This window comes from Streptomyces sp. NPDC002785, from assembly GCF_040295565.1.
GTDB lineage: Bacteria > Actinomycetota > Actinomycetes > Streptomycetales > Streptomycetaceae > Streptomyces.
Genome location: NZ_JBEOVN010000037.1, coordinates 1 through 18,134 on the forward strand (window position 1 = coordinate 1; position 18,134 = coordinate 18,134).

The following is an 18,134-nucleotide window of genomic DNA, read 5'->3' on the forward strand; positions in this document are numbered from 1 at the left end:
GGTGTTGCGGCCTCGGGGACCGGCACACGTTTGGGGGGCCCCCCGACTCGGCGGGGGGGCCCCCCTCACTCTAACGGCCGAGACCCTGGACCGGCAAGCACATGGGGGGCGGCGTCCACCCCCCATGTGCCGGCCGGTCCTACTTCGACATGTTCGGTGGCGGGGTGATCGGTGTCGTGGCCAGGGACTGCGGCGAGGTGGCAGACGCGTACGCCGAGGGGGCGGCCATGGCGGCCGTCGGGTCGGCCGGCGAGGCTTCGTCCGCCTGGGCCGGGACGCCGCCGACCATGCGGATGCCCGCCTCGTCGAAGGACCGCTTGATCCGCCAGCGCAGCTCGCGCTCCACGCTCAGCGCCTTGCCCGGCATCGTCTTCGCGCTCACCCGGACCGTCATCGAGTCCAGGAACACGGAGTCCAGGCCCAGGACCTCCACGGGGCCCCACAGCCGCTCGTTCCACGGGTCTTCCTTGGCCATCGCCGCGGCGGCCTCGGAGATCACCGTACGGACCTTGTCCAGGTTCTCCGTGGGGCGCACCGTCACATCGACGCCGGCCGTCGACCAGCCCTGGCTGAGGTTGCCGATTCGCTTCACCTCACCGTTGCGGACGTACCAGATCTCACCGTTGTCCCCGCGCAGCTTGGTGACCCGCAGGCCGACCTCGATGACCTCGCCGGAGGCGACGCCCGCGTCGATGGTGTCGCCGACGCCGTACTGGTCCTCCAGGATCATGAAGACACCGGAGAGGAAGTCGGTGACCAGGTTGCGCGCACCGAAACCGAGCGCCACACCGGCCACACCGGCGGAGGCCAGCAGCGGCGCCAGATCGATCTGGAACGCGCCCAGGATCATCAGGGCGGCCGTGCCGAGGATCAGGAACGACGCGACCGAGCGGAGTACGGAACCGATCGCCTCGGAGCGCTGACGGCGGCGTTCCGTATTGACCAGCAGCCCGCCGAGGGCGGTGCCCTCCACCGCCTGGGCGCTGCGGTTCATCCGGTCTATGAGCTTGGTGAGAGCACGGCGGATCGCGATGCGCAACACGATCGCGATCGCGGCGATGAGCACGATGCGCAGACCGGTGTTCAGCCAGGTGGACCAATTCTCCTCCACCCAGCCCGCGGCGTTGCCGGCCTGCTCGGCGGCCTCGTCCAGCGAGCCGCCGGGCCCGGGCGACGGAGCTGCGGCCAACAGGGCGGACGGGAACACGGTGGAACCTCCAGATGGACGGTGGCAGGCCAACCACACTAACGGGGTATCGGGAGTGTTCCGTTGCCACGATCGGGGGAGAGCGCGTCACACAGGGGGCGCGCAGGCGGCGTGTGGCCGATCGCACATCGGTGCGCGGCCACTGCGGCAGCGGTCCCGAAGCACCTGTTCCGGCGTGCGGCGACGGTGCGGGAAGCAGGGAGCGCAGAAAAATCCTCCCGGCCCGTTACCCGCACGTGGTGGCGCTTTGACCAGGCGTGAGTAGAGACTGAGATCGGATCGTCCCGGCGCGAGCCACGCGCCGCCGACGTACAAGGAGGCATCCACCGTGCCGCATGTCCTGGTTCTCAACGCGTCGTACGAGCCGCTCGGCGTCGTACCGCTTCGCCGCGCGCTCGTCCTCGTGCTCGAAAACAAGGCCGTCTGCCTCGAGGAATCCGGCGCCTTCATGCACAGTGCCACCCGGGCCGTCCCGGCCCCCAGCGTCGTCCGCCTGAAACGGTTCGTACGGGTCCCTTACCGGGGACCCGTACCACTGACCCGCAGGGCGCTGTTCGCCCGCGACGGGGGCCGCTGCATGTACTGCGGCGCCACCGCGACCAGCGTCGACCACGTCATTCCGCGCAGCCGCGGCGGACAGCATGCCTGGGACAACGTGGTGGCCGCCTGCCGTCGCTGCAACCACGTCAAGGCGGACCGGCACCTGCCGGAGCTCGGCTGGCGGCTGCATCAGCAGCCCGCCCCGCCGACGGGTCTCGCCTGGCGCATCATCGGGACGGGACATCGCGACCCGCGCTGGCTGCCGTACTTGCAACCATTCGGCGCGGACGACGCGATGGCCCGGATCGACGGCATCTCAGCCTGAGAGATCCGGGCCTTTGTCGTCCCCGGGGCCGGACGGGGCCTTTGGGGACGACATACGCGCGACCGGGGCGTTACTCCTTTGCCGCCACGGCGTACGCCTCCACCGACCAGAGCGAGTAGCCGAACTCGGTGCCCCTGGCATCGCCTTGCACCCTGAGGAAGCGGGTGTCCTTCGCGTCCATCCGGACCGACTCGCGCCCGCCCTTGCCGTCCCGTACGGTCGCCGCCGTGCGCCAGCTGCGGCCGTCCGCGGAGACCTGGATGCGGTAGCGGGAGGCGTACGCGTCCTGCCAGTGCAGCACCACCTGGCCGACCCGGGCCGGCTGCGGCAGTTCCGCCTGCCACCAGGCGCCGTCCTCGGCCGGCGAGGACCAGCGGGTGCCCGGATCGCCGTCGGAGGCGGCCGTCGCCGGGAAGTCCGGGGTCTCGTCGCCGGACGAGGAGACGGTGGCGGTACGCATCAGGTCGGGGCCCGCGCTGCGCGGGTAGGCCCGGACGGTCAGCGTGCTGCGTTCGTCGCCGAAGCCGATCGGCACCTCGTACTCACCCGCCGGGGTGCCCGCCGGGACGGTGATCTCGACGGGGACGTCGGTACGCGAACCGCGCGGCACCCTCGTCCGCTTCGGGACGCTCACCTCGATGCCCTCGGGGGCCTGCGCGGTGAGCGCGCCCCGTACCTCGGCGGGGCGCCGGGCGGCCAGCCGCGCCTCGACCCGCTGCGGCTTGCCGCCGATCTCGGCATCCGTCTCGCCGCGTACGAGATCGAGCCGGGCGGCGGGCTCGTCGCCGAACCACGGCACGAGCGCGCGCACCTGCGGAGCCCGGCCCTGCGCACCCCCGGAGGCACCGGTTCCGATACTGCTTCCCGTCCGGCTTCCCGGGACGATCGGCGGCATCGTGCCGGTGATGACCGGCGGCGTCGACGGACCGCCCGTGGGCCAGCTGATCCGGATCGCGTCGGCCCGCAGACCCCTGGCCGGCATCTGGGTCCAGCCGGTCGCCGACACCGGGCCGAGGCTGCGCCAGCCCTCGCCGGGCACATGGGCCTCCAGCGTCGCACCGGCCACCGCACCGCCGCCGGGCACCGTCATCGCCGTCACGGTCTCCACCGGGCGGGAGCGGTTCAGCCGGACCGTATAGCTGCCCGGGGCCTCGGTCACCGTACCGGCGTCGCGGTCCGCGCCCGTCCAGGCGTCCGCCTCTCGGCGCACCCGGTCCAGGAACGGACCGAGGACACCCTTGCCGACCGTCGCACCGCTCGTCTTCGCGGCCTTGCGCACCGGCTCCAGCGCCAGCGACGCCTGCCACGCGGCAGCGCCGTCACCGCGCGACTGGGCCTGCAGCAGATCCACGGCCAGCTCGCCCGCCCGGCCGTACCGGGACAACTGCTCCGTCCATGGCCGCACTTCGCCGTCCAGGCGCCCGCCGGCCAGACCCTTCAGCCGCTGCGGTGTCTGCCGCATCACGGTGAACGCCTCCCGCAGCCTGCGCGCCGCATCGGCCTGCGCCGTGGCGTCGGTCGTCGTACGGGACTGCCAGAACGCGGCCAGCAGCGGCTGCAGATACGCCGACTCGTCACCGCCCAGCACGGACGTCGCACTGTTCCCGGCCAGCGCGCGCAGCGCGTCCCTGGTGCGGGCGTCGCCGCTCGCCAGATCGTCGATCGCCGCCTGCCAGGACTCCTGCGGCCGGTAGCCCTTCGGGTTCCAGGCGAAGTCGGCAGCCGTGAACAGCGGAATACGGGACGCGGACGGCTGCTCCATCGCATTGGCGAGCAGCGCCGCTGAACCCATCGCCACCGCCGGGTCCCGGCCGGTGTACGGGCCGAGGAAGATGCGGTCCTGCGCGTAGTCGTTGACCGGGTAGTTGTCCATCGTGACCAGCGGATGCCGGAACGCGGCGCGGGCACCGGCCAGTTCCCCGCCGGTGATGGTCCTCGGTACGACCCCGACACCGGTCCAGGCTATCTGGACCCGGTCGTCCAGCTCCTCGGCGAGAGCCCTGCGGTAGTCGGTCGACCCGTCCTGGTAGAACTCCGTCGGCATGACCGACAGCGGTTCCGCGTCCGGATAGCGGTCCGCGAGATGCTGCGCCACCTTGCTCGCCACCCGCGCCTGCGCCCTGGCCGCCGCCTCGGGGCCGCTGCCGAAGGTGTCGGCGTCGCTGTCGCAGTGCCACTCGCTGTAGCTGACGTCCTGGAACTGCAGCTGGAAGACGCGCACGCCCAGCGCCCACATCGCGTCGAGCTTCTTCGTCAGCGCCTTCACATCGTTGTCCGACGACAGGCACATGGCCTGTCCGGGGGCGACGGCCCAGCCGAGCGTCACATGCTCGGCGCGGGACCGCTCGGCCAGCGCCCGGAAGTCGGCGCGCCGGTCGGCGGGGTACGGATCGCGCCAACGGGCCTGCCGGTACGGGTCGTCGCCCGCCGCGTACAGATACCTGTTCTGCTTCGTACGCCCCATGAAGCCGATCTGCGCCAGCCGCTCCGCACGCGTCCACGGCTGCCCGTAGAAGCCCTCGGTCATCCCGCGGACGGCGGTGCCCGGCCAGTCCCTGACGGTGACCCCGGCGACGCTCTTGTCCCGGATCAGCTGACGCAGTGTCTGCACGCCGTGAAAAAGTCCGTCCTTGCCGACACCGTCCACGGCGACGGTGTCCCGGCCTGCGACCCGGCCCGCCGCGATCCGGTAGCCACCGGACGGCAGATCGTCGCGGCCGTCGGCGTGCAGCGTGCGCAGGGCGTCCTGGGCGCCGTTGCCGCCGAGCCGGATGACGGCTCCGCGGCCCGGCAACGCCTCGTGGACGGTCCGCACGCCCGCGTCCCGCAGGAGCTGCCGGAGTGCGTCGACGGCGTACGGATCCGCGTGCGCGTCGGCCACGAGGGTGACCTCGGCGGAGAGCGGTACGGACGGCCCGGACGCCTTGATGGACTGGGGCCGCGGCCACACGGCGGGCAGGGCGCCGTCGTCCGTGCGGTCGGTGGCGGTGACGGCGGAGGAGCCGGGCGCCAAAGGGGCCGCGACGGCAGCCGTCGTCCCTGTGGAGAGCAGCCCGCCGAGCACGGCGACCGCGACGGCCGTTGCCTGCTTTCTGCGCCTGAGCCGCATCGCTCTTCTCCCTCGCTCCCACCGGTGGGCTCCGAGCCCACCACCCGCACGCGAGGGTGTCAATGCGAGTGACTGGTGTGCCGCAAATGCCCGATGTGGGGTGTGTGGGGTGAGGGGTGGCCGGCTGTCTGCGGGCGACCACCCCTCAGGATGACGCCGGATGGCCGAAAACAGCGGACAACTTGGATCGGTCTTACGGAAAAACGGCCTCCGAGGAACGGAATGTGACCCAGAGCACGTTGAATTCGTTGTGATGATGCCTACGTCTGCGGTCGAGCCCGCTGGGTAGGTCTGCTGTGTCCTGTTCCTACACGGCCGGGAGGCCCCCATGCCCGCTGCCGCGCAGCTTCTGCTCTCCGCCCTCTCCGAACAGGCACCCGGCCCCGCCCCGCTGCCCGGTGCGCTCCCGGCCGCCGCGCCCGGCTCCGGTCCGCTGACGAGCGAGCCGCCGCTCGCCGATGCGATACCTCTCACCAGCGAGCCGCCGCTCGCCGACGCCACACCACTGACCAGCGAAGCCCCGCTCGCCGTCAACGCCCCGCTGACCAGCGAGCCGGCCACCTCCGGCGGCGCGTGGGGCATGGAGTCCCCAGGAGTCTGAATGGGCTTGTCCCGGCTCGCCGCACTGCACGGCGTCGCCACCTCCTACTCCCCGTCCGCCGATGTCACCGTGTCAGTTCCCGACGACACGGTCATCGCCGTGCTCGCCGCGCTCGGGGTGGACGCCGCCACGCCCGAAGCGGTGGCAGAAGCGCTTGCCGCCGCCGAGTCCTCGGCTCGCTCCCGGCTGCTTCCGCCGACGCTGGTGGTGTGGACGGGGGAGCCGCTGCCCCCGGCCCTGACCGCCCTGCCGCCCGGCACCACGCTCGACATCGGGCTCGAGGACGGCGGGTCGCCCCCGCCCCCGCGGATGCGCGTTCCGGTCGACCGACCGGATCCGGCCGATTCAGGACGGGGTGCCGCCGAAGCGGACACGGGTGCGGGCGCAGGCACCGGAACGGGCACGCTTCCGCCCCCCGACTGGTGGGCCGAGCCGCCGCTCGGGGTGCACCGATTGGTCGTACGCGCGCCGGGCGGCCGGTCCGAGACCGGCACGCTCGTCGTCGCCCCGCCCCGGGTGCCGCAGCCGCCCGCACGCAGTCACGGCTTCCTCGTCCAGCTCTACTCCCTGCTCTCCGCCCGCTCCTGGGGCATGGGCGACCTCGGGGACCTCGCCGACCTCGCCGCCTGGTCCGGGCGGACCCTCGGCGCCGGATTCGTCCAGGTGAACCCGCTCCATGCCGCCGTGCTCGGCAACCCCACCGACCCGTCCCCGTACCGCCCGTCGTCGCGGCGCTTCCCCGACCCCGTCCATCTGCACATCGAGTCCATCCCCGAGTACGGGCACGTACCGGACCGTGGCACCCTCGACGATCTGCGGCAGGATGCGGCGGCGCTCAGCGACACCGTCCTGAACAAGGGCGCCCTCATCGACCGGGACGCCGTCTGGGAACTCAAGCGCCAGGCCCTCGAACTCGTGACGAAGGTGCCTCTCACCCCGGGCCGCCGCGCCGCGTACTGCGACTTCCTGGCCGAGCAGGGACAGGCCCTGGAGGACCACGCCCTGTGGTGCGCCCTCGCCGAGGTCCACGGCTCCGACTGGCACACCTGGCCGGCCGCGCTCCGCGACCCCCGTTCCAAGGGGACCGCCCGCGCCCGCCGCGAACTGCTGAACCGCGTCGACTTCCACTGCCGGCTCGCCTGGCTGACCGACAGTCAGCTCGCCGCCGCCCAGCGCGCCGCCCTGGACGCCGCAATGGCCGTCGGTATCGTCCACGACCTCGCCGTCGGCGTGCACCCCGGCGGCGCCGACACCTGGGCCCAGCAGGATGCCTTCGCGCACGGCATGTCCGTCGGCGCGCCCCCGGACGCCTTCAACGCCCACGGCCAGGACTGGGGCCTGCCGCCCTGGCGCCCCGATGTCCTCGCCGCGTCCGGCTACGCCCCGTACCGCGGACTGCTGCGCGGACTCCTCGCCCACGCGGGCGCCCTGCGCATCGACCACGTCATGGGCCTGTTCCGGCTCTGGTGGGTGCCCGAGGGGCGCCCACCCACCGAGGGCACCTACGTCAGCCACGACGCCGAGGCGATGCTCGCCGTCCTCGTCCTGGAGGCGCACCGGGCCGGCGCGGTGGTCATGGGGGAGGACCTCGGCACCGTCGAGCCGGGGGTACGCGAGGCACTGGCCCGGCGCGGCGTGCTCGGCACGTCCGTGCTCTGGTTCGAACGGGACTGGGCGGGCACCGGCCGCCCGCTGGCCCCCGAGGAGTGGCGCAAGGGCTGCCTGGCCACCGTCACCACGCACGATCTGCCGTCCACCGCCGCCCGGCTGACCGGCGACCATGTGGCGCTGCGCCACCGGCTCGGCCTGCTCCCCCGCAGCCTCGCGGAGGAGCTGACCGCGGACGCGACCGACACCGCCGAGTGGCTGAGGTATCTGGCCAGGCTCGGCCTGCTTCCCGAGGGCGAGGGCGACGAGCAGGGCGCCGTCCGCGCCGTCCACCGCTTCCTGCTGCGCACCCCCGCCCGCATGGTCGGAGTCTGGCTTCCCGACACGCTCGGCGACCGCCGCCCGCAGAACCTCCCGGGCACCTGGGACCAGTACCCCAACTGGCGCCTGCCCGTCGCCGATGCGGAGGGCCACCCGGTCACCCTGGAGGAACTGGCGGCAGCGCCCCGTCTGCACCGACTGATGGAGGTCCTCAGACCCCGCGAGGACCGCCCGGAACCCCACCTGGAACCCCACCCCGGACCCCGTACGGCACCCCCGGGCGCGCGCCCGTCGTAGGCGTTCGCTACGTTTGCACCGTGGACAAGAAGAACGCAATGCGCGCCGGCGCCGTGGCGGCCGGTACGACGCTGATGATGCTGCTCATGTCGTCCCCCGCGCTTGCGCTGGTTCGTGACGACGGTGACGACCCGGGCCCCGGCCTGAGCGTGATGGAGACGATCGGTCTTTACGTCGTGGCACCCATCGCCCTGTACCTGGTCATCGCGGGCCTGGTCATGGTCTTCGACAGGTCCAAGAAGCAGGCCTAGCCACCCACACTCCTCCCGAGTGCGCCGCAGGTACCCCGTACCGTGCGGCGCACACGCATGTCCGGACCCGCATCCCCGGCCCGGATGCTTCGTCCCGGGCCCCGGATAGGTTGCGGCCATGATCGAGTGGGAGGCGCACAGCGCCTTTGGCTGGACGGCGATCCTGGCCATGGTCGAGGCGGGCATGGGCGTCGCCCTGATCCCGCGCATGGCATCGTCGGAACGGCACAGCCGGGGCGGCTGGTGATGCGCGCTCTCGACGCCGACCAGCCGCGGCGCCATGTGGTGGCGGCGGTGCGGCAGGGGGCCGAGCGAGGTCCGGCGGTGGCCCGGGTCCTCGCGGCGCTCACCGAAGCCGCCTCATCATTCACTTCACCTGAATAAGACCGACCGGCAAATGGGGGGCGGCGTCGCGGGGCTGAGTACGCACATCTGCCGCGTTGTCGTCAATCGCCATGGCTCCTTCCCCGAGCTCTCGGCTGCACTCGAGCAGGGGAGACCCCCATCTGCCTCAATCCTCCGCCTTGCAGCTGCACGCACCCAACCCCGCTCCTTCTCCCACCCCCCATGTGCCGGTCGGTCTAGATAATGCAAAAACTTTCGATGGACCTAATGGGTTGTCCGCGGCGACAGTAAGGACATGACCTTCGACCAGAATGAGAACCGGCACGAGGACCCCCACGCCAACGACGCGGCTCCGTACAGCGGCGGCGACCCGTACGCCGACTACCGCACCAACGACCTCCCCTTCACCGAACTCGTCGACCTCGCCGACCGCCGCCTCGGCGCGGGCGTGATCGCCGCCAACGACGAGTTCTTCGCCCAGCGCGAGAACCTCCTGGTCCGGGAGCGCGCGGTCTTCGACCCCGGGCACTTCGGCCACAAGGGCAAGATCATGGACGGCTGGGAGACCCGCCGCCGACGCGGCACGGACGCGGCCCACCCGTTCCCGGCCCCCGAGGAGCACGACTGGGCCCTCATCCGCCTCGGCGCCCCCGGAATCATCCGCGGCATCGTCGTCGACACGGCCCACTTCCGCGGCAACTACCCGCAGCGCGTCTCGATGCAGGCCACGGCGGTCGAGGGTTCGCCCGGCCCCGCCGAACTCCTCGCCGACGGCGTGAAGTGGGAGGAGATCGTCCCGCCGACCCCCGTACGCGGTCACGCCGCCAACGGCTTCGAGATCACCGACGACCGCCGCTTCACCCACGTCCGCCTCTGCCAGTACCCCGACGGCGGCATCGCCCGCCTCCGCGTCCACGGCGAGGTCCTCCCCGACCCGTCCTGGCTCGCGACGCTCGGCACCTTCGACCTGATCTCGGCCCTCAACGGCGGCAGTTACGAAGACGCCTCGGACCGTTTCTACTCCTCACCGACCCAGATCATCCTGCCCGGCACCTCCCGCAAGATGGACGACGGCTGGGAGAACCGCCGCCGCCGGGTCCGCGACACGAACGACTGGGTCCGTTTCCGCCTGGTCGCCCAGGGTGCGGTCCGCGCGGCCGAGATCGACACGGCCTACCTCAAGGGCAACGCGGCCGGCTGGATCGCCCTCCAGGGCCGCAACGGCGAGACCGGCGAATGGTTCGAGATCATCCCCCGCACCAGGCTCCAGCCCGACACCCTCCACCGCTTCCCCCTCCGCGCCCAGGTGATCGTCACCCACGTCCGCCTCGACGCCTTCCCGGACGGCGGAGTCGCCCGCATGCGCCTGCACGGCAGCCTGACGGAGAGCGGCGCGGCCGAACTGGCCCGGCGCTACGAGGAGTCGGGATCATAGCCCCGCGGTACGTTCCCTAACCCCCTGCTCCCACCCGTCGGACGGCTGCACCGAGACGCCCGCCTCCGTCGACGCCTCGCCGATCACCCGAGGTCCTTCAACTCCCCATGCGCCTTGCCGGTCCCCTGTGAGAAGGGGCGCCCCCATCGGAGGCGCCCCTTACTGCTTCACCGCTCAGCCGTTACGCCGTGGCCGCCGCCGCGTCCGCCGCCTGGGCCTTCAGCGCGCGCTCCACACCCGAACGCGATTCGGACATCAGCCGGCGCAGGGCCGCGTTCGGCTCCGCCGAGGACAGCCAGGCGTCCGTGGTGTCCAGGGTGGCCTGCGAGACCTGGACGCTCGGGTACAGGCCGACGGCGATCTGCTGCGCCATCTCGTGGCTGCGCGACTCCCAGACCCCCTTGACCGTGGCGAAGAACTTCTCCGTGTACGGGGCCAGCAGTTCGCGCTGGTCGGTCTGGACGAAGCCGTCGATGACCGCCTCCTGGAGGGAGTTCGGCAGCTTGTCGGACTCGACGACCGAGGCCCACGCCTCCGCCTTCGCCTCCTCGGTGGGGCGCGCCGCGCGGGCGGTCGCCGCGTGGCGCTCGCCCGCCGCCGTCTTGTCGCGCTCGTACTCGGCGGCGATCTCGTCCTCTTCGAGCAGACCGGTCGCGGCCAGCCGCTCGACGAACGCCCAGCGCAGCTCCGTGTCGACGGCCAGGCCCTCGACCGTCTCCTTGCCGTCGAGCAGCGACTGCAGCAGGTCCAGCTGCTGCGGGTTGCGTGCCGTCGCCGCGAAGGCGCGGGCCCAGGCCAGCTGGTGGTCGCTGCCCGGCTCCGCCGCGCGCAGGTGCGCGAGCGTCGCCTCGGTCCACTGCGTCAGTCCGGCCTCACGCCACTCCGGCGCCGCGTACAGGTCCAGCGCCAGCTTCACCTGACGGTGCAGCGACTGGACGACGCCGATGTCCGTCTCCTTGCCGATGCCCGCGAGCACCAGGGAGAGGTAGTCCCGGGTCGCCAGCTCGCCGTCGCGGGTCATGTCCCAGGCGGAGGCCCAGCACAGGGCTCGGGGGAGGGACTCGGTGAAGTCGCCGAGGTGTTCGGTGACGACGCGCAGCGACTCCTCGTCGAGACGGACCTTCGCGTACGAGAGGTCGTCGTCGTTGAGCAGGATCACGGCGGGGCGGGCCGTGCCGGCCGGGAACGGCACGGTCGTGCGTGCGCCGTCGACGTCCAGCTCGATCCGGTTCGTACGGACCAGCTTGCCGGAGCCGTCGAGGTCGTAGCAGCCGATCGCGATCCGGTGGGGCCGCAGCGTCGACTCGCCCTTCGCACCGGCGGGGAGGGCCGGGGCCTCCTGGAGGACCGTGAAGGACGTGACGTGGCCGTTCGCGTCCGTGGCGACCTCCGGGCGCAGGATGTTGATGCCGGCCGTCTCCAGCCACGCCTTCGACCAGGTCTTCAGGTCGCGGCCGGAGGTCTCCTCCAGCGCGCCCAGCAGGTCGGACAGACGGGTGTTGCCGAACGCGTGCGCCTTGAAGTACGCCTGGACGCCCTTGAAGAACGCGTCCATGCCGACGTACGCCACCAGCTGCTTCAGGACCGAGGCGCCCTTGGCGTACGTGATCCCGTCGAAGTTGACCAGCACATCGTCCAGGTCACGGATGTCCGCCATGATCGGGTGCGTGGAGGGCAGCTGGTCCTGGCGGTAGGCCCAGGTCTTCTCGGAGTTGGCGAACGTGGTCCAGGAGTTCGGCCACTTCGAGCCCTCCGCGTACGCCTGGCAGGCGACCGAGGTGTACGTGGCGAACGACTCGTTCAGCCACAGGTCGTTCCACCACTCCATGGTGACGAGGTCGCCGAACCACATGTGTGCCAGCTCGTGCAGGATGGTCTCCGCGCGCCGCTCGTACGCCGCGTCCGTCACCTTCGAGCGGAACACGTACTGGTCGCGGATGGTGACGGCGCCCGCGTTCTCCATCGCACCGGCGTTGAACTCCGGGACGAACAGCTGGTCGTACTTGGCGAACGGGTAGTCGTAGTCGAACTTCTCCTGGAACCAGTCGAAGCCCTGCCGCGTCACGTCGAAGACCGCGTCCGCGTCGAGGAACTCGGCCAGCGACGGGCGGCAGTAGATGCCGAGCGGAACGGACTGGCCGTCCCTCTCGTAGCTGCTGTGCACCGAGTGGTACGGGCCGACGATCAGGGCCGTGATGTACGTCGAGATGCGCGGCGTCGGCTCGAAGGACCAGACATCGTCCTGCGGCTCGGGTGTCGGCGAGTTCGAGATGACTGTCCAGCCGTGCGGCGCCTTCACCGTGAACTGGAACGTCGCCTTGAGATCGGGCTGCTCGAAGCTCGCGAAGACGCGGCGCGCGTCCGGAACCTCGAACTGGGTGTAGAGGTACGCCTGCTGGTCGACCGGGTCGATGAAGCGGTGCAGGCCCTCGCCCGTGTTGGTGTACGAGCAGTCGGCGACGACCTTCAGCTCGTTGGAGCCCGCGACCAGATGCGCAAGCTTGATGCGCGAGTCGCGGAACACGGCCGCGACATCCAGCGACTTGCCGTTCAGCTCGACCTCGTGCACGGCCGGGGCGACCAGGTCGATGAAGGTCTCCGCACCGGCCTCGGCGGAGTCGAAGCGCACGGTGGTCACGGACCGGTAGGTTCCGCCTTCCTGCGCCCCGGAGAGGTCGAGATCGATCTCGTACGCGTCCACGGTCAGCAGGCGCGCCCGCTCCTGTGCCTCTTCGCGGGTCAGATTGGTGCCAGGCACGCGGTCATCTCCTTGGTATGTGACGTTTCCGGTCATCCTTCCACGTCGCACCCGGAGACGGAGTAGCTATAGGTAGGCTACTACGGTAGCATCAACAGTATGAAGATCAGTGTGAGCTTGCCGCAGGAGGATGTCGCCTTCGTCGACGAGTACGCCGTGAAGACCGAGGCGGATTCCCGGTCCGCGGTGATTCACGCCGCCATCGAGCTGCTGCGTGCCTCGAATCTGGAGGCTGACTACGAGGCGGCATTCGCGGAATGGGACGCGAGCGAGGATGCCGCGTTCTGGGACAAGTTCTCGGGTGACGGGCTGAGCGATGAGGCGCGGTGACATCTACCTGGTCGAGTACGAGCCGGTGCGGGGCGGTGAGGCCAGTCAAGCCCGCCCGGCGGTGATCGTCTCGAACGACGGGGCCAACGCCGTTGTCTCGCGGATGGGGCGCGGTGTGATCACCGTGGTGCCACTGACGTCGAACACCGCTCGGGTCTATCCCTTCCAGGTGCTGCTTCCCGCAGCGGAGTGCGGCCTGCCGAAGGACTCCAAGGTGCAGTGCGAGCAGGTGCGCGCCTTGGCTGAGGAGCAGTTCCTGCGGCACGTCGGTACCGTCCCCCGCCGGCGCATGGCCGAGATCGACGCCGCCCTGCGCCGGCATCTCGCTCTCTGACGATACGGACGGCATCCCGCCCTCTGACGCATACGAAAGGGCGGCCACCGAGCACCGGTGGCCGCCCCTTTCATGCGTGAGGCGTCAGCCGTTCAGCTCCGCCGCCACCAGCTCCGCGATCTGTACCGCGTTCAGCGCCGCGCCCTTGCGCAGGTTGTCGTTGGAGACGAAGAGCGCGAGGCCGTTCTCCGCGGTCTCATCGACCCGGATCCGGCCGACGAACGAGGCGTCCTTGCCGGCCGCCTGCAGCGGGGTGGGGATCTCGGAGATCTCGACGCCCGGGGCGTCCTTCAGCAGCTCGTATGCGCGCTCGACGCTGATCGGACGGGCGAAACGTGCGTTGACCTGGAGCGAGTGGCCGGAGAAGACCGGCACCCGGACGCAGGTGCCGGACACCTTCAGCTCCGGGATCTCCAGGATCTTGCGGGACTCATTGCGGAGCTTCTGCTCCTCGTCGGTCTCGAAGGAGCCGTCGTCGACGATCGAGCCGGCCAGCGGCAGCACGTTGAAGGCGATCGGACGCTTGTAGACGCCCGGCTCGGGGAAGTCGACGGCCTCGCCGTCGTGGGTGAGCTTGTCGGCTTCGGCGACGACCTTGGACGCCTGGCCGTGCAGCTCGGCGACACCGGCCACACCGGAGCCGGACACCGCCTGGTACGTGGCGACGGTCAGCGTCTGGAGGCCGGCCTCGTCATGCAGCGGGCGCAGCACGGGCATGGCGGCCATCGTGGTGCAGTTCGGGTTGGCGATGATGCCCTTGGGCCGGTTCGCGATCGCGTGCGCGTTGACCTCGGAGACGACCAGCGGGACCTCGGGGTCCTTGCGCCAGGCGGAGGAGTTGTCGATCACGACGGCGCCCTGCGAGGCGACCTTCTCGGCGAGCGCCTTCGACGTCGCGCCACCGGCCGAGAACAGCACGATGTCCAGCCCGGAGTAATCGGCCGTCGAGGCGTCCTCGACGGTGATCTCCCGGCCCTGCCACTCGATCGTGGAGCCCGCGGAGCGCGCGGACGCGAACAGCCGCAGCTCGTCGGCAGGGAACTTCCGCTCGGCCAGGATCCTGCGCATGACTGTGCCGACCTGACCGGTGGCGCCGACGATTCCGACCTTCACAGGGACTCCTTCAAACGTACGAACTGGCACGGTTGCCGCTCCATGATGCGTATGTGAACGGCTTCCTTGTCCAATCCATTGTCCGCGCTACGGACAGTGCCCGCCCGGCCGGACGGGCAGAGCAGTGGGGCGGGGCTCCACAGAGCGCCCGCCCCACTGTCGTACGGATCACATGCACGGATCACACGGCGACCGCGGTCACCGCTACGGCGTGAACCGCTACGGCGTGACCTTCTCGATCACGACGCTGCCGGTGCCCGCCGCGGTCCCGCGGCTGTTCACCAGGTGGACCTCGCCGAAGAACTGCCGGCCCTCGGGGGCCGCCCCGGCGACCGAGACCTCGGCACCGATCTGGGCCGAAGCGCCGTTGGCCAGCTTCACGGCCTTCGACTCGTCGACCTTGATCGTGCCGAGCGACGGCGTGTAGTACACGTCGCGGTAGTTGTACGTGCTGGTCCCGGCCGGGACGTCGTAGCCGTCGATCACGACGGTGTACGTACCGGCGGCGGGCTTCACCAGGCTGACCGACTCCTCGGACCCGGCCGTGGTGGACTTGCCGACCTGGGTGTTGCCCTTGAAGACGTACAGGTCCAGGTCCGCGTTGGCGTCCGACGTTCCGCCGATGGCGACGTCCAGCTTCTCGACGCCCTCACCGATGGTGACCGTGTACTCCTGCTCGTCGCCCGTCTTGATCGACGGCGTGGCGACCTTGGCCGAGCCCAGCGAGCCGCCCTTGAGCGCGCCCTCCAGGTCGCCGGCGTTGTTGGTGACCTTCCAGTCCACCGCGGCCGGCGTGCCGATCTTCGCCTCGGCGATGGTCTGCACCGCCGGGTCGAAGGTCGCACCGAGCAGCGAGACATCCAGCTTGTACGGGTTGTCCAGCAGCGGCGACGTGCGCCGTGCCTCGACCTCGATCTCCCAGACGCCCGCCTGCGGGTCCTTGTAGGAGCGCACGTCGGGGCGGCAGGTGTTGTCCGGGTTCTCGTAGTTCGGGTAGCAGAAGATCGTGGAGCTGTTCTCCGTCTGCACCCCGTACGGGTGGATGGAGATGAAGCGGGTCTGGCTGCCCGAGCGCAGCGCGCCCATCGCGACCTCAAGGGTCTTGGCGCCCTCCGGCACGTTCACGAAGTATGACGTGGTGCCGTTGCGCTGCACCGAGCCGGACGCCTTGAACGCGTAGGCGGGCTTCACGAGCGGCGTGGAGACGATGACCGTGGAGAGGATCTGATGGTCCACGCCGACGGTCTTGCTGTCGTCCACCTGCAGGATCGCGCTGTGCACGCCCGCGCTGCCCGGCTGCGCCTGGACCTTGACGGTGACCGGCTTGCCGAGCGGCAGGGAGACCGTGCTCGGGCCGGTCAGCTTGAAGGTGCCGTCGTTGTTCTTCCACGACAGCTGGTGCTTGACGGCCTTGTCCGGACCCGTGGTGCGGGTGATCGTGACGTCGTACGACTTCTTCTGGCCGGCCTTCAGACCGCCCTCGCGGTCGTACAGACCGGTACCGAAGCCGGGGGTCTTCAGCGCGAAGTCGATCGCGGTGTCGACCGGGGCCTTCACCGAGTACTCGTGCGCCGGGGCGCCCTGCTTCTCGATCTGCTTCCAGGCACCGACGATGTCGATCAGACCGGAGCCCTGGGCGTGCGCGGGCACACCCTTGATGTGGGTGGCGGTGCTGGTCAGCGCCGTACGCAGATCGGCCGGCGGCAGCTCGATGTGCTTCTGCTTCGCGGCCGACAGCAGCAGCGCGGTCGCGCCCGCGGCCTGCGGCGAGGACATCGAGGTGCCCTGCAGCATGGAGTAGCCCGCCGGCAGGCTGTAGCCCGCTTCCTTGACCGGGCCGCCGGGCAGCCAGGTCTGGGTGGTGTTGATGGACGCACCCGGGGCCGTCAGGATCGGCGCGAAGCCGCCGTCCTCACGCGGGCCGCGTGAGGAGAAGGGCAGCATGTCGTACTTCTTGGTGACGTTCGAGCCGTAGTTGGCGGCCCACGTCTCCTTGGAGATCGACGCACCGACGGAGATGACGTGGTCGGCGAGGCCGGGGTCACCGATGGTGTTCACACCGGGGCCGTCGTTTCCGGCCGAGATGACCAGCTGGACGCCGTAGATGTCGATGAGCCGCTTGTAGAGCTCGGAACGGGCGTTGTTGCCGTCGTTGAGCGGCGGCAGGCCACCGATCGACATGTTGACGACATCGACACCGCGGTTCACGACGAGGTCGATCATGCCCTCGGTGAGCGCGATGTTGGTGCAGCCGCCGGACCAGGTGCAGGCACGCGAGGAGACGATCTTCGCGCCGGGTGCGGCACCGTTCATCTCGCCGCCGAACAGACCGTTCGCGGCGGTGATGCCCGCGACGTGGGTGCCGTGCTCGGACTCGATGACACCGATGCTGACGTAGTCGGCCTTGTCGCCGGCCGCGTTGTGGACGACGTTCTTGCGGGTCTCGACGCTGAACGGGATGCGCTCGACGACGTCGGTCCGCGGGTCGTCCTTGCCGAAGTAGGAGACCTGGTGCTTCTCCTTGTACGGCTTCAGGGCGGTGTCGTCGGTGAAGTCACCGTTGTTGTTCAGGTCGACGCGCGTGGTGTTGGTGACCGGGTCGTAGAGCACGGCCCACACGTCGGTGGTGTCACCGTCGCGGTTCAGGTCGCCCGCCATGTCGCCGCCCTTGGTGGCGGCCTCGGCGAACAGCTTGATCTTGAAGTCGCCCTCGGGCGCCTTGTACGTACGGCCCTGGTACGTGAACGTCGGGCCGGACACGGCGTCCGTCATCTTCAGCCAGGTGCCGTCACCGTCGCTGACCGGGTCCGTGGCCGTCACCCAGTCGACGATCTTGCGCTCACCGGTGGTGGTCTTCTGGAGCGCCGGGTGACCGAGGTCCACACCCGAGTCCAGGACGCCGATGGTCACGCCCCGGCCGTCGGCCTTCGGGTGCTGCTTGACGAAGTCGACCGCACCCGTCTCGAAGGACGGGTTGTACGGGTTCTTCGCCGGCGTCTTCTTGCCGGGCGCCGGGTAGCTGCCCGTGGACTTCGTCGTCGCCCCGGCGACCCGGTCGGCCGCGGGCGTCGGGTCGTCCAGCTTGATCTCCTGCTTGAGATCGATGCCGTGGACGGACGACAGCTTGGAGGCCGCCTTGATGGTCGCCTCGGCGGACGCGGTGGGCACGGTGGCCCGTACGTATCCGAGCTTGTCGTACGCGCGTCCCAGCACGGACCCCTTGACGGCGTCCAGCTGCTTGGTGACCTGCTCGGTCGCGCCGGGAGCGGTAGCGACCATCATCGTGACGTTCTTCTCGCCCTTGGCCTTGGCCTTGGCCAGAAGGCCGGCGTCGGCCGCGCCGAGCTTGTCGGCCGTCGCGCCCTTGGCGGCGGACTTGACCGGAGCGGGGGCAGGGTCATCGGCGGCGAAGACCGGGGCGGCGCCGGTGGCGGCCAGCGCGGCCACCAGACCGGCGGCAGCCGCGACTCGGGCCGCGCGTCTTGCCCCGGGTATGGAACTGGGGGACTCGGTGGTCATCAGCATCCCTGAAGTGAAAGAGAGAGTCCGGAATTCGGTAC

Annotated in this window: 12 protein-coding genes and 1 pseudogene; 8 read left to right on the forward strand and 5 right to left on the reverse strand. The window is 70.6% G+C overall.

The features are described from left to right. Positions 1–139: 139 nt before the first annotated feature. On the reverse strand, positions 140–1,207 hold the full coding sequence (locus tag ABTZ94_RS12230; protein ID WP_351200154.1) for a mechanosensitive ion channel family protein: 1,068 nt from the start codon (positions 1,205–1,207) through the stop codon (positions 140–142). Positions 1,208–1,535: 328 nt separating this feature from the next. Between ABTZ94_RS12230 and ABTZ94_RS12235 the strand changes: the two genes are divergently transcribed. Then, positions 1,536–2,072 carry an HNH endonuclease gene (locus tag ABTZ94_RS12235; RefSeq protein ID WP_351087030.1) on the forward strand — a complete coding sequence of 179 codons (537 nt, stop codon included), beginning with the start codon at positions 1,536–1,538 and terminating at the stop codon, positions 2,070–2,072. Between the two features lie 70 nt (positions 2,073–2,142). Here the strand turns inward: ABTZ94_RS12235 and ABTZ94_RS12240 are convergent, their stop codons facing one another. Further along, the gene (locus ABTZ94_RS12240) at positions 2,143–5,181 is read right to left on the reverse strand and encodes a glycoside hydrolase family 84 protein (RefSeq protein WP_351200156.1); all 3,039 of its coding nucleotides are present in this window, start codon (positions 5,179–5,181) and stop codon (positions 2,143–2,145) included. A 328-nt stretch (positions 5,182–5,509) separates the two neighbouring features. Between ABTZ94_RS12240 and ABTZ94_RS12245 the strand changes: the two genes are divergently transcribed. From ABTZ94_RS12245 to alc, 5 genes and pseudogenes are all read left to right on the forward strand, one after another. After that, a complete protein-coding gene (locus tag ABTZ94_RS12245; protein ID WP_351200158.1) occupies positions 5,510–5,782 on the forward strand; it encodes a hypothetical protein in 273 nt (90 codons plus the stop codon). Continuing rightward, complete coding sequence (gene malQ, locus ABTZ94_RS12250; RefSeq protein ID WP_351200159.1) at positions 5,783–8,008, forward strand: 4-alpha-glucanotransferase; 2,226 nt, start codon at positions 5,783–5,785, stop codon at positions 8,006–8,008. 38 nt (positions 8,009–8,046) lie between these two features. Further along, entirely contained in the window at positions 8,047–8,259 is a 213-nt protein-coding gene (locus ABTZ94_RS12255) for a hypothetical protein (protein ID WP_502967230.1), read from the forward strand. A gap of 130 nt (positions 8,260–8,389) precedes the next feature. Next, positions 8,390–8,643, forward strand: a pseudogene (locus ABTZ94_RS12260) (LysR family transcriptional regulator substrate-binding protein); the annotation flags it as partial. Between the two features lie 256 nt (positions 8,644–8,899). After that, positions 8,900–10,039, forward strand: a complete 1,140-nt coding sequence (alc, locus tag ABTZ94_RS12265) for an allantoicase (protein WP_351200163.1) — start codon at positions 8,900–8,902, stop codon at positions 10,037–10,039. Positions 10,040–10,220: 181 nt separating this feature from the next. Here alc and pepN read toward each other — a convergent pair whose 3' ends face one another. After that, positions 10,221–12,797, reverse strand: coding sequence for an aminopeptidase N (gene pepN, locus ABTZ94_RS12270; protein WP_351200165.1), 2,577 nt, complete (start codon positions 12,795–12,797; stop codon positions 10,221–10,223). A 99-nt stretch (positions 12,798–12,896) separates the two neighbouring features. On the opposite strand from pepN, the gene ABTZ94_RS12275 reads away from it, so the two are divergent. Both ABTZ94_RS12275 and ABTZ94_RS12280 read left to right on the forward strand, forming a co-directional pair. Continuing rightward, positions 12,897–13,127 (forward strand): ribbon-helix-helix domain-containing protein, encoded by a 231-nt coding sequence (locus ABTZ94_RS12275; RefSeq protein ID WP_351200167.1) that lies wholly within the window; start codon positions 12,897–12,899, stop codon positions 13,125–13,127. Further along, positions 13,114–13,461, forward strand: a complete 348-nt coding sequence (locus ABTZ94_RS12280) for a type II toxin-antitoxin system PemK/MazF family toxin (protein ID WP_351200169.1) — start codon at positions 13,114–13,116, stop codon at positions 13,459–13,461. Before ABTZ94_RS12275 ends, ABTZ94_RS12280 begins: the two co-directional genes overlap by 14 nt. A gap of 84 nt (positions 13,462–13,545) precedes the next feature. Here the strand turns inward: ABTZ94_RS12280 and ABTZ94_RS12285 are convergent, their stop codons facing one another. After that, a complete protein-coding gene (locus tag ABTZ94_RS12285) occupies positions 13,546–14,574 on the reverse strand; it encodes an aspartate-semialdehyde dehydrogenase (RefSeq protein WP_351200171.1) in 1,029 nt (342 codons plus the stop codon). A 219-nt stretch (positions 14,575–14,793) separates the two neighbouring features. Beyond that, positions 14,794–18,099, reverse strand: coding sequence for a S8 family serine peptidase (locus ABTZ94_RS12290; RefSeq protein ID WP_351200173.1), 3,306 nt, complete (start codon positions 18,097–18,099; stop codon positions 14,794–14,796). Positions 18,100–18,134: the final 35 nt, after the last annotated feature.

Bases quoted from the DNA above. Each gene is read 5' to 3' on its own strand.
- ABTZ94_RS12275 (WP_351200167.1), top strand. From the start codon at position 12,897: ATGAAGATCAGTGTGAGCTTGCCGCAGGAGGATGTCGCCTTCGTCGAC.
- ABTZ94_RS12255 (WP_502967230.1), top strand. From the start codon at position 8,047: ATGCGCGCCGGCGCCGTGGCGGCCGGTACGACGCTGATGATGCTGCTC.
- ABTZ94_RS12240 (WP_351200156.1), bottom strand. From the start codon at position 5,181: ATGCGGCTCAGGCGCAGAAAGCAGGCAACGGCCGTCGCGGTCGCCGTG.
- ABTZ94_RS12280 (WP_351200169.1), top strand. From the start codon at position 13,114: ATGAGGCGCGGTGACATCTACCTGGTCGAGTACGAGCCGGTGCGGGGC.
- ABTZ94_RS12245 (WP_351200158.1), top strand. From the start codon at position 5,510: ATGCCCGCTGCCGCGCAGCTTCTGCTCTCCGCCCTCTCCGAACAGGCA.
- ABTZ94_RS12290 (WP_351200173.1), bottom strand. From the start codon at position 18,099: ATGCTGATGACCACCGAGTCCCCCAGTTCCATACCCGGGGCAAGACGC.
- alc (WP_351200163.1), top strand. From the start codon at position 8,900: ATGACCTTCGACCAGAATGAGAACCGGCACGAGGACCCCCACGCCAAC.
- malQ (WP_351200159.1), top strand. From the start codon at position 5,783: ATGGGCTTGTCCCGGCTCGCCGCACTGCACGGCGTCGCCACCTCCTAC.